We start from the raw sequence: 13,417 nt of genomic DNA on the forward strand, positions 1-13,417 counted from the left end.
ATGAGCGACTCCTCGATGCAGGGGTTGCAGGGCAAGGCGGGTGACCTGGGGTCCCGGCTGTCGAGCATCTCGTCCGGCCTGCGGGGCCTGAACTTCAGCGGCAACGCGCTCGGCCCCATCGGCCTGTTCGCGGTGCCGGCGCTCAACGCGTCGAACGACAACGCGGTCTCCCAGGCCGACCGGGGCGCCAAGGCGTTCACGGACGTCCAGACCAACCTGAAGGCCACGCACCAGACTTCGACGCAGGTCGACCAGACCAACCAGACCAACATCAAGTCGATCGACCCCACCACCGACGCGAAGAACGTGCGCGGCGCCGGTAACGCCACGTCCGGCGTCCAGGGACCGGGCGGAGGCGCGACCGCCGCGGCACCGAACGTCAAGGGCGGCGGTAACGCCACGTCCGGCGTCCGGGGACCGGGCGGAGGCCCGACCGCCGCGGCACCGAACATCAAGGGTGGCGGCAGCAACGCCACGTCCGGCGTCAAGGGTCCCGGTGGCGCGGCTGTCGGCGCGGCACCGAACATCAAGGGTGGCGGCAGCAACGCGACGTCCGGCGTGAACACCGCCGGTGGTCCCGCCGCCGGTGCGGCGCCGAACATCAAGGGCGGTGGCGGCAACGCGACCTCGGGCGTGAACACGCCCGGCGGACCGGTCGCCGGTGCGGCACCCAACCTCAAGGGTGGCGGCAGCAACACCACCTCGGGCGTCAAGGGCCCCGGTGGCGCGGCTGTCGGCGCGGCACCGAACATCAAGGGTGGCGGCGGCAACGCGACATCCGGTGTGAACACGTCCGGCGGACCCGCGGCCGGAGCGCCGCCCACCACCAGGGGCGGTGGCGGTGCCACGCCCGGCGGCGTCAAGGGTCCCGCGCCCTTCACCCCGACCGCGCCCGGTTACACCGGCCCCGGCAACCCCGGTGGCAAGGGCGGCGGCGCCACTCCCGGCGTCAAGAGCCCGGCCGCCTTCACGCCCACGGCACCGGGTTACACCGGTCCCGGCAACCCCGGCGGCAAGGGCGGCGCGACCCCTGGTGCGACTCCGGGCGGCGTCGGCGCGACCCCTCCCGGCGGCAAGGGCACGACGCCCGGCGGCGGCGCCAAGGGCCCCGCGCCCTTCACGCCCACGGCACCCGGCTACAACGGTCCCGGCAACCCCGGTAACACCGCCGGCACCAAGCCCGCCACGACCGCTCCCGGCCCGCAGAACGCGGTGACGCCGCCTTCCCGTGGCGGCGCGACGCCCGGCGGCATGGCGCCCGGCATGGCGCCGCCGATGGGTGGCGCGGCCCCCGGCGCGACCGGCGGCGAACGCGGCGGCAGCAAGTTCAATCCTGCCGGCGGCGGCGCGAAGGGCGTCTTCGACGCACCCAAGCCCCCAACGCCCGACAGCACCATCACCAAGGCCCCACCGGCCACCTCACCCTCGACTCCCCCGCCCGCGCCGAAGCCGTCGCCCACCATGCCGCCGGCCGGTGGCGCGACGCCCGGCACTCCAGGCGGCACCACTCCCGGTGGCACCACTCCCGGCGGCGCGACTCCTCCCGGTTCCACCCCCGGCTCCGGCGCGCCGAAGCCAGGTGGGGTTCCCGGCGTTCCCGGCACCCCGGCTGCGACGACGCCCGGCGCCCAGAGCGCCGTCACCAGCACCCCGCCGCAGAGCGCGGGCCCGCGCGGCGGCGCCGTGGCTCCCGGTATGACGCCACCCGCCTCGGCCGCACCCGGTATGGCCCCGCCGATGGCACCGGGAGCGACCCCCGGCGCGACCGGCGGCGAACGCGGCGGCAGCAAGTTCAGCCCTGCCGGCGGCGGCGCGAAGGGCGTCTTCGACGCACCCAAGCCCCCAACGCCCGACAGCACCATCACCAAGGCCCCACCGGCAACGTCGCCCTCGACGCCACCTCCGGCACCGAAGCCGACGCCGCTGACCCCGCCCCCGGCCGCCACCGCGCCCCCGGCGGCCACTGCTCCCCCGACGACCACCCCGAACACCGCACCGCCCGCCCAGTCCCGGCCGGGCACGCCGCCGGTGTCGACGCCGCCGCCCGCGGCGAACGTGCCGCCGCCCGCCCAGTCGCGCCCGGCTCCCGCCGCGCCACCGGTGTCGTCGCCCGCACCGACCACGAACGCGCCATCGCCGCGCGCGGACACGACGCCGTCCGCACAACCGCCGCGCACCGACGCACCACCCGCACAGACGCGCCCGGCACCCCCGGCCAGCACCCCACCGGTCAACACCCCGTCACCCACGCCGAACACCAACACGCCCTCGGCCAACATCCCACCGGCGAACACCCCGTCGCCGCGCCCCGACACCACGCCCTCCGCACAGCCGCCGCGCACCGACGCACCACCCGCACAGACGCGCCCGGCACCCCCGGTCAGCACCCCACCGGTCAACACCCCGTCACCCACGCCGAACACCAACACGCCCTCAGCCAACCCGACGACCAACGCGCCCTCGGCCAACGTCCCACCCGCGAACACCTCGTCGCCGCGCACGGACACCACACCGTCCACACAACCGCCGCGCACCGACGCACCACCCGCACAGACGCGCCCGGCACCCCCGGTCAGCACTCCCCCGGCCAGCACCCCACCGGTGAACACCCCGCCGCCGAACGCCGCGACGCCGCCCGCAGCCGTGCCATCGCCGCGGCCCGAGGCCAACGTTCCCCCGGCGAACACGCCGAAGCCCGAGACCAACGCTCCCCCGGTCCAGCCGAAGCCCACCCCGGACACGACCACGCCGCCGCCCGCGCAGACGCGTCCGGCGCCCGCACCGCCCACCGGCGCGGCGCCGAACCCCAACGCCACGCCCGAGGTCGTCGTGGCGCCGGTCGTCACGCCCGCACCGAGGCCGGCCTCGCCGAACAACCAGGGCCAGCGGTCCGGCAACAACCCGAGCAACGACACGGACAGCGACACCGACTCGGTGTACGAGGACGCCGTGGAGTTCCAGACGGTCGAGCAGCGGGTGGACAGCTACCGGGCCGAGGACCCGAAGAAGGACTCGGGCTACTGGCCGGACGCGAACGGCGAACTCAAGTACGGGCCGAACAAGCCGTCGGAGTTCGTCAGCATCAGGGTCGACGGGAACACCACGGTCGGCCTGACGCCGTACATGACCAAGCAGTGGCTGGCGGACAACGGGGTCACCGTGCCGCCGGGAACCACTGTCGAAACGGCGATCCACCCGCTGCTCTACAACGGCGAGCTGGGTGGCGGCAACCGCAAGCCGGAGGTGTACGACGTCAACAACGCCGCGGACTTCCACAGCGAGATGATGGGCGTCGCGGCCGAGCAGAACATCCAAGAGCAGCAGCACGTGCTGAACGCGGTGAACGACCTCGCCACGGACATCACGACCAAGTACCCGCCGGAGCAGTTCAACTACGTCGGTCTGGGCCGCAGTCCGGCCGCCGTGGTCGCCGCGTTGCAGAACCAGGGGCACGACGCGGTGTCCATCCCGCTGTCGAACTTCCGGCCGCTGCCCTCCGACCCGAACTCGATCCTCGCCCCGGCGTACATCGGACCCGATGGCAAACCCAGGACCGAGCCGCTGACCGATCAGCAGCAGGACATGCTCGACCAGCACTTCGGCGAGTTCCTGGGCGACCTGCCTCCCGGCAAGGACGTGCTGCTGATCGACTACACGCAGGGCGGTCTGTCGCTGGTGTCGGCGCAGAGCCAGCTGCAGCAGCACATGGCCAACAACGGGTCGGACGCCCACGTGCAGGCGTTCGCGATCCACGAGGCGACCAACCGCAACGACATCAACAACACGATCAACGCCGCCGCGCAGCCGGGGTCGAGGCTCCAGGGCCTCTACGAGCAGTACCTGGACGGCACCGGCCGCGCGGATGCCCGTCAGGACTTCCGGGACAGCATCGAAACGCACGAGATCCCCTTCAGGCACCCGCTGGGCGACGCGTTCCGCAACGAGGCCTTCGACGACTTCGCCGAGCACGGGTCCTACAAGATCCTCGACCAGAACCCGGACACGTTCCAGCAGGACCGCCCGCACAAGGACCACGACACCGAACCGGGCGTCACGCCGGCCTGGGACGTGCTGAAGGACGCCGTCGCGGAGAACAACCCCCAGCCGAAGCCGGACACCGCCGACAACGGCAACGACAAGGGCAACGACGACGGTCCCGACCCGGGCAACGGCAAGGACAACGCGAAGGACGGCGACGCCAAGAACGACACCCGTTCCGCGCCTCCGTCGCCCGGCAACGCCGACACCGACGTCAAGCCGGACACCGACACCAACACGGCCGCGGACAACAACGCGCCCTCACAGAACAACCCCGGTGACAACCGTCCGACGCCGACCAGGGACGCCCCGGCAACCCCGCCCGCGTCGGCCCCGCCGGCCCCGCCCGCGCCCCCGGCACCGCCTGTTCCGGCCTCGAACCTGAACCCCGACGGCACCAGGAAGGACGTGCCGAAGGTCGGTGCGCCGCCGGCGATGACCCCGCCCACCCCGGAGTCGCACAAGGGCAAGGAAGTCCTCACCGACCAGTCGTGGCGGCACGATCCCGCCAAGACCGCGGAGTGGTCGAACCCGAGCAACCCGGCCGACCGCAGCACCTGGGCCGACCGCCGCAACGACACGGACGTCCGCACCGTCGACGTGACGGTCCACGACGTCCGCACGGAAAGCACGCCGTCGAACATCAAGTCCTACCAGGGACTCATCAACTACGACCTGCGCCGCATCGAGACCAGCCCCGGCAACTTCGTGCAGGAGTACACCGTCAAGGTGCACATCGACCCTGCGGCGAACATGACGCCGGAGGCCGTCGCGCAGGTCAAGGAGAACGCCGCCAACGGCGTGAACTCCATGCTGAACCAGGGCCACCGGCTGCCCAGCGGTGACCAGTTCCACCTGAACCTCGAGTTCACCGACAACAAGGCCGACGCGCACACCAGCATCAAGGTCGACGACAAGACCACCAACCCGGACCAGACGCACTGGGGCACCGGCACCAGCCCCGAGGTCCTGGCGCACGAAACTCTGCACTACCTGGGAATCCCGGACGAGTACAAGGACTCGACCCGCGTCTTCCAGCAGCACGACACCAACTCGGGCGTCCACCAGAACGACGGCGGCATGATGGGCGACGACGTCCATCTGGACGACCCCGGCATCCGGCCACGTCACCTGTGGCTGATCGAGAGCACCGCCAACAGCCAGGTCGCGGTGCCCGACACCACGATCGACCCGGCCGGCCCCGCGACCGTGCCGCCGCCCGCGGACTGGACTCCCAAGTCCACTCCGGACAGCAGCCCCACGCCGTCCACCGACTCCAGCACCTCGAACCCCGCAACGGACACGAGGCCGGCGCCCATGCCGGGCGCCTTCCCCGGCGACGTGGACGCCGACGTCCGGCCCAACCAGACGCACCTGCCGAACCTGGACAAGGTCGGTCTGGTCGAGTCGGTGCTGCGCAGCGCCGCGTTCCAGAACGTGCCGGTCGCGAACGCCTCGCCGCTGGTCGGCGCCGGCGACGTCCAGTCCACTGTGGACAGCGTCCTGGACGACGTCCGGCAGAACCCGCAGAACCACGACCACCCCGGTCTCACTCCGAACGGCCTGTCGAGCTGGGTGGCGAGCCAGGTCGACCCCGACACGCTGGCGAAGTTCCACCCCGACCTGGAACCGAACGTGCCCGGCCTCACCGGTGACGCCAAGGTGGACCAGTGGCGGGCGAACCTCGCGAACGACCTCGCGAACGGGACGTCGAAGCGCTGGGACGTCGTGAGCACCGACGGCATGAAGCCGGGCGACGCCGACGTGGTCAGCCACGTCACGCAGCAGGTGAAAGAGAACGGCGCGATGCCGACGTCGGCCGACCTGGTCACCAAGGGTCTGCAGACGCCGGCGTGGGCCGACTCCCAGGTCGGCGCCCACCTGCCCGACACGATCGCGCAGTCGCTGGGCGTGCAGGTCGTCGTCGACAACAACGGCGTGCAGACCGTCCACGGTCCGGACGGCGCGCCGCAGGTGCAGGTCAGCTCGCAGAACGGCACTTTCGGTGCGCTCGGTGCTCCGACGCCGCAGGAAGTCCGCGCGGGCATGGAGGCCTGGCTCGGGGGCAAGTCCTCCGCGGAGGTCAACCAGACCATCGGTGACCTGTACAAGGGCCGTCAGGACGAGGGCCTCTACAACGCGGCACAGCAGACCCAGCTGATCAAGCGCGCGGCCGCGCACCCCGGCGGTCCGCAGGTGTTCATGAAGGACCTGCTGGACCAGCAGGCGAAGCTCGAGAACCGGATCGACGACTCGAAGTCCAAGTCGACCTGGAAGCCCGAAGCGCTCCAGACGAAACAGGAACGCCAGAACCAGGCCCAGATCCAGCAGGACATCGCGCGGGACACCGATCTCCTCGACAACGTCACCAAGCAGATCGACTCCATCCGGGACGCAGGTCCCAGGGTGGGCCTGACCCACGCCGTCGACAACTTCGTCGCGGGCCCGAACGCGGACAAGCTCGCGAACGTCCGCCCGCGGGCGCTCGCCCAGCTCGACACCCACCTCACCCAGGAGATCGCGGCGGCGGAGAAGGCCGGGTTCGACACCACGGAGCTGAAGGCTCTGCACGAGCGGGTGCTCAACGAGCCGGACGCAAGCGCCGCGATGGCCCAGATCACCCGGCACGGTGTGGACGGCCTGACCGCCCAGGTGGACAAGGCCAACGGGCTGTTGCAGGAGTTCCGCGAGGCCAAGGAGGATTACACCGGTTTCAACGGCTTCATGAACCGGTGGTTCGGCGACGGCCTGAGCTACAGCTCCGCCGAGGTCGACGCGAAGATCGCCGAAGCCGAGGCGGTGGTGCGGCAGTCGGAGCACCAGCTGTCGTTCGCGACCAACCCCGAGTACAGCAACCGGGTCGACAAGGCCCTGCTGATGCACGAGGTCGTGGAGCGGTTGGACCGGCTCCAGGAGACCAACAGGGAGAACGCCGCCAGGACCGCCGAGCGCGAGGCCGCGAGGCAGGCCCAGGCGCAGGAGGTCCGGGAGGCCCAGGAACGCGCCCAGACGCAGGCGAGGCAGGAGCACGCCGCGTTCAAGGCCTCGCTGTTCGGCAAGTCCTCCGCCGAGCTCAACGAACTGAAGACGCAGTACCAGGGCAACCCGGACCGCACGTTCGAGATCGACCAGATGTCCCGCAACCAGGAAGCCGCCCAGAAACAGGGCGGCATCGGGCAGCACCTGCACGACCTGCAGGGCGACATCAAGAACACGCGCGACCAGATCAACGACCTGAAGAACATCACCGACGCGCTGCCGGAGGCGTTCAAGACCGAACTGATGCGCACCGACCAGGCCCAGCGCCAAGCGGAGCAGCAGAACCTCAAGCTGCACGAGATGGAGCTCAACAACGAGCTCAACCGGCTGCAGTTCGACCGCAACGACGCGCTCACCACGTACGCGTTGAACCTGCCGGCCGACCCGGACGCCCCCGGATGGCAGTCGGTGACGCCGAAGGACGTCGCGGACCTCGAGAGCCACGTCGAGGGCCTCATCAACGACGCACGGGCCACCGGCCAGCCCACCCCGGACCTGGATCGGCTGGCCGGCACGCTCAGGGACCTCCGGATCGACGACCAGAGCGGCCCGATCCAGCCGTACGACCCCGCCGCCGGCCAGAACGACGCCCCGTCGGTCCACACGGACGACTCCGCGTCGGTCCAGTCCGGCAACGACGTCCAGGACCGCACCACGGCGGAGGAGAACCAGCAGGGACAGCCCGCGCCGGCGGCCGAGCCCCGCCCGCGGCCTCAGCCGTTCATGCAGGACCCGTCGGCACGGCCCGCGGTCGCGGACGTGGACCTCGTCGTCCCCGGCGGTTTCGGCCCCTTGGTGGAGGGTTCGCCGCAGCGGTCGTTCGAGGCGTCGCTGTACGGCCTGGACTCCGCGGCACTGCGCGAAATGCTGCAGGACCCGGCGTACCGCGGCAACCCGGAGCGCGCGGCCGCGATCCAGAGCCAGATCGACACCAACTACCGGTCCATCGGCGGTCCCGAGGTCTACGACCGGCAGACGCAGTCCGCGCGGGACGGACTCGCCAGGGCCGAGGACGCCGACAACCGGTGGAAGGCCGCCGACCTGGTGCCCGACGCTCTCAAGACCCAGGACATGCTCGACGAGAAGGCGGTGCGCCAGGACCAGGCGAACCGCGAGATCGAGCGCGCCCAGAACCGGGTCGACCAGTTCACGAACAACCGCGACGCCGCGCTCACCGCGTACGCGCTCCAGCAGCCCGCCGACCCGAACTCCTACGGCTGGCGCCAGTTCAGCGACGCCGACATCGCGGCCGTGCAGACCCACCTCGACCAGCAGATCCAGGACGCGCAGGCGGGTGGCCACAACACCGGCCACCTCGAGGCCCTGCGGGACTTCACCCAGGAGGTCCAGGAAGCGCGCCAGAACGCGGACGCCGACGCGGACACGCGCCCCGCTCCGCCCGCGCCCGACACGGACACGCGGTCGGCTCCCGACTCGGATACCGAGGTCGAGACCCGTCCCGCGCCGCCCAGGCCGACGCCGAACCCGGTCATCCCGATGACCACCGTGGCGCCGCAGCCGGTCGGCCAGGTGCCGGGCACGAACCTGCCGAGCTTCTTCCAGGACAACAAGGCGCTCGGTTCGATCACGCCGACCGAGGTCCGCGGCGCGGACGCGGTCGTGGCCGAGATCGGCGGCCTCAAGCCGGACGACCAGGCGCGGATCAAGAACGCGCTGGAGAACGACTTCGAGACGTTCCTCGACGGTGGCCGCAACTTCCAGGTGAAGATCGGCAACGCCTGGTTCGAGGCGAACATCCGCGCCGAGATGCACGCGGACGCCGCCACGGACGTCAAGACCACCGCCGACACCAAGGTGGACAAGAACTACCAGGCCGCCACGTCGACCACGACGACGAACACCATCGCCACGTCCAACGACGTCGGCGGTTCGGCGACGGCCGGTGTCCCGATGGGCCCGTACGGCTCGGCGGGCGGCAAGGCGGCGCTCGCGACGCCCGCGGTCTCGCAGTCGAACACGAACAGCACCACCGAACAGCGCGCGATCAAGGGTTCGGACGACGGCTCGAAGAAGGTCACCGTCCCGGTCTCCTACGAGATCACGCTGACCGACGCGAGCGGCAACCCGAAGCAGTTCGCGACCCTGAGCACCGGCCCGGACGTCACGCTGCAGATCCCGGCGGACCTCAGCACGATCGTCGACTCCGGCAAGACCTCGGACATGACCCCGCCCGCCGACGCGCAGTGGGGCACGAAGATCGAGAACGCGGTGCCGGAAGCCGTGGTGGTCAAGGACTCCGGCAAGGCGTTCACCGACGTCGCGGCCGGCCTGCACCCGTCCATCACGAAGATCGGCTCGCCCGGTCGCGAGGTGCTGCAGAACTTCCTGAGCCCCACCTCGATCCGCAACAACCTGCCCTCGATGCTCGGCGGCTTCGTCACCTCGCCCGACCTGATGAGCCCGCACGCCGGCAAGGGCGGCGCGGTGCAGATGTCGGCGACGCTCAAGGACGCGAAGCTCGTCGGCACGGCGGCCGAGGCGGGACTGGACCTGAAGGACACCTCTGCCTGGGGCAGCAGTGTGTCCGCGACCACCAAGACCGGGTTCGACGCCACCGCCGGGTTCGGCGGCAACATCGGCGTGCCCGGCCAGGTCGGCGGCACGGTCGGCGCGACCGCGACCTACTCCGCGCGCACCGCGGAAGGCGTGAACGCCGGGTCGAGCAGCAGCCACAAGACCGGCATCGGCGTGAAGTCCGAGACCGGCCTGTACGAGGTGACGGCCGAGGTCGAGGTCCGCACGCCCGCCGGTGACAGCGTGAAGATGGAAGTCACCACGCACATGCGCATGGGCCTCAACGAGGCCGGTGCCGTGGGGCTGCCCACGCCGGACGGCACCAGGAACTCGATCACCGACCCGGCCACCGCGGGCGCGTTGTTCCTGCCGCCGTACGTCGCCGACACGATCGCCGCCGGCAACGCCAAGGTCGGCGAGTTCACGCCGGCCAACAAGGTGCAGGGCCAGGTCGAGGGTGCGCTGCGGGAACTGCCCGGCTTCGACAAGTTCCTGCCGAAGTGGAACAACCCGGACGCCAACCCGCGCAGCAGCAAGGGCCAGGGCTTCGCCGACGTCGCCGAGCAGCTCGCGAACCAGCGCAAGATCGCGGCGACGCTCTCCCCCGCCGCGTTGAAGGCCAACATGGACAGCCTGCTCGGTCCGGGCGTCCAGGTGCAGCTCAAGAACTCCGGCAAGACGACGAACACCTACGTGAACGTCACGGTCAAGGCCAAGGTCAGCAACCCGAAGCACCTCGGCCAGGCCGACGCGCACGCGGTCAGCGACTCGACCACGACCGGTCCGAAGCTCGACGCCAGCACCAGCACCACCAAGGGCTGGACCGGTGGCGTGCAGGGCCGGGTCAACATCCCGGTCAAGACCGGCGTCGCCGCGCTCACCCCGATGCCGCAGGCCGGTGTGTCCTACAACCACTCGTGGACCGACAAGACCTCGGCCGGACCGGCGGTCAGCAGCACGTCGTCGAACCCCGGCAGCCCGGACGCCCAGGTGTTCCAGCAGGACGTCGAGTTCGAGGTCGAGATCACGACCTTCACCCGGCCCCGCACGTGGGTGCGCACCATCGTGCCCGGAGCGCCCGGATTCCACTCGCCCGAGGTGACGACTGTCGCGAAGACGGGCGCGGGCCTCGACAAGATCGACGGCAAGGTCAACCTGTGGGTGTCGGACGGTTCGACCCTCAAGAACGACCCGGGCGACGGCTTCAAGCCCGGTGACCCGTTGGCCACGTCGCTCGAGAACTCCCCGACCGTCAAGGACCTGCTCAGCCCGAAGGAAGCGCGGCCGAAGTCGCCGGAGTTCCTCAACGTCGAGGCGGTCGCGAACACGACCGCGTTGCGCGACGAGGCGATCGACGCGCTCAACCGCGCGGCCGGCGGCGACTCGGCGCTCACCACGCCGGGCACCGCGTCCCGTGCCCAGATCGACAAGATGTTCGCTCCGGAGAACATCAAGGCGAACCTGCAGCGGCTCATCGAGACCGGTGTGCAGGAGCAGGGCCTGAAGTACGACCGGCGCGTCACCGACCGTTCCGGTGCCATCGGCATGTCCGTGAAGCTGGGCGACGCGAAGCTGGTGTCCATTTCGGACACCACCGGCGCCGACAACTCGGTCAGCGGCGGCTACAAGGCCGGTGAGTCGTCCACGACCAGCCGGTCCGTCGACCTCACCGCCGGCATCAACGTCCCGGTGCGTCCGAACGTCACCCCGCCGCCCGCGGGCACGCCGTCGAACCCCAGCGGTTCCGGTGGCGCCGCGGTGACCGGCAAGATCACGCCGTGGTCGGACAGCAAGACCACGTCGAACGAGATCGGCGGCACCGTCGACCGCGGCCGCACCACCCCCGGCGACGCCCGGACCGTGCTGGTCCAGATCGACGCCGAGTTCACCATCGTCGGCGAGAGCCGCGCGGGGAACTTCCTGCACGGCGGCACACCGCACGCCGAGGGCGTCAAGGTGGACATGCCGAAGTCGGTGTTCGTGCGGGTGTCGGAGGACGTCGCGCGCGAGATGGGCGTGCTGCCCAAGGTCGAGTCGACCGTGCCCAAGCCGGACTTCCCGACGATGGCGCCGCCCTCGACGGTGGCGACCAACGAGCCCGGTGCGCTCGGTCTGTCCAATGTGGAGTCGGTGCCGGACCTCTCCGGTGTGGTCAACAACCTCACCGCCGAGCTGTCCGCGAAGACCAAGAGGTTCGGCAGCGACGCGCTGATCCCGGACTCGGTCCTCAAGGACTCGATGAGCAACCTCCAGCGCATCGTCGACCTCAACTCGCCGGCGAGCGTCAAGGCGATGATCGACAGCGCGCTGGACGGCGGCGTGCCGTTGCTGGTGCACCAGCCCGGCACGTTCGGCAAGGACTCCTACCAGGTCACGTTGCGCGCTAAGGCGGGCACGCCGAGGTTCGACCAGGTCGTCAACGACGGCGTGGACATGTCGCACAACGCCGGCGGCTCCCGCAAGGAGAGCGACGGCACCGGCCGCGGCACCGGCTGGGGTGCCGGCGTCAGGGCACCGGGCCTCGCCTCGCCGGGCAGCGCGAACCCGAACGTCTCGGGCACCGCGGGTGTCAGCGCGGGCGCGAACATCGGTGGCAGCACGAGCAGTTCGGTGACGACCTCGACCAGCGAGGCGTTCAGCCACACCCGCACGGCCAGCGGTCCGGCGGCGCAGTACACCGTGCCGGTCGAGTTCGAGCTGGTCGTCGAAAAGGGCTCCAAGGAGATCGCGAAGGCCGAGAGCGGCCCGCAGGAGATGAAGGTCCGCACGCACGCGGACAACCAGAAGGTCGCGGGCGGCGCGGACACGCAGCCGTACATGTCCGCGGCCAGCAAGCGCAGCAGCGAGTTCGGCACCCCTGAGGCGACGTTCGCGTTCCAGCAGGACACCCGTGCCTCGCAGCTGCCGGCGACCGCGTCGGTGGAGAACCTGCGCGGTGCCAAGGACCTGCGTGACGCCGCGGTGAAGGCGATGACGGAGGCCGGCGCGGGCAAGGGCCTGACCGGCAAGGGCACCGGCTCGCTCAACAGCCTGTTCTCCACGCTGAGCCCGGAGAACCTGCAGCCGCACCTGCCGTCGATGCTGTCCGGCCCGCTCGACGTGCCCGGCCTGAAGGAAGCCGCGCTGACGTTCGGGCAGGACGCCGACGTCAAGGTCTACGCGAAGCTGGTGAACCCGCGGCTGGGATCGCTCAGCGACGACGTCAAGATCGAGAACCCGCTCGCCACGAAGACCACCGAGACCTCCAGCGAGGCCAAGGTCTCCGAGACCGCCGACGTGTCGGTCGGTCTCGCGCAGGGCAGCGCGGCGGTCAAGCAGGGCGCCCCGACGGACACCGTCAACTTCGGCACCGGCGGTGTCGAGCTGCGGCACGCTGGTGAGGACTCCTCCGCGGTGTCCGGCGGTCCCTCGCAGGCCGAGGGCGGCAACGTCAAGCCCAAGGACGCGTCCCGCACCGGTCTCGTGCAGTTCGACGTCGAGTACCGCGTGGTGGCGACGATCGGTGGCAAGACCGGTGTCGTCGACCTGACGGTGCCCGGCTCGGCCGGCGTGCGCATGCCCGCCGCCGAGGTCGAGACCATGCTGAACCAGCAGCTCAGCGACTCGCTCAAGGACGCCCAGACCGACGTCAAGAAGGCGGCCGACGACTGGCGGACCGCGGAGCAGGACGTCGAGAAGGCCCGTCACGACGCCCAGGACGCGATCAACGAGGCCGCGGCCGTACTCGCCAGGACCGACAGGCCCCTGGGTGACGCCGCAACGGCGTTGAACACGGCCATCGACGCCCACTTGGACGCCGAGGCCA

General features: G+C 71.0%; 1 protein-coding gene (cut by a window edge). It reads left to right on the forward strand.

The genetic code is table 11. The features are described from left to right. Positions 1–13,417, forward strand: the 5' end (the start) of a protein-coding gene (locus IG04_RS0108010; RefSeq protein ID WP_030475913.1) for a hypothetical protein. It continues 13,634 nt past the right edge of the window; the window shows 13,417 of its 27,051 coding nt (coding positions 1–13,417); it begins with the start codon at positions 1–3; its stop codon lies off the right edge, out of view.

The organism is Lentzea albidocapillata (genome assembly GCF_000719115.1).
Classification (GTDB): Bacteria; Actinomycetota; Actinomycetes; order Mycobacteriales; family Pseudonocardiaceae; genus Lentzea; species Lentzea albidocapillata.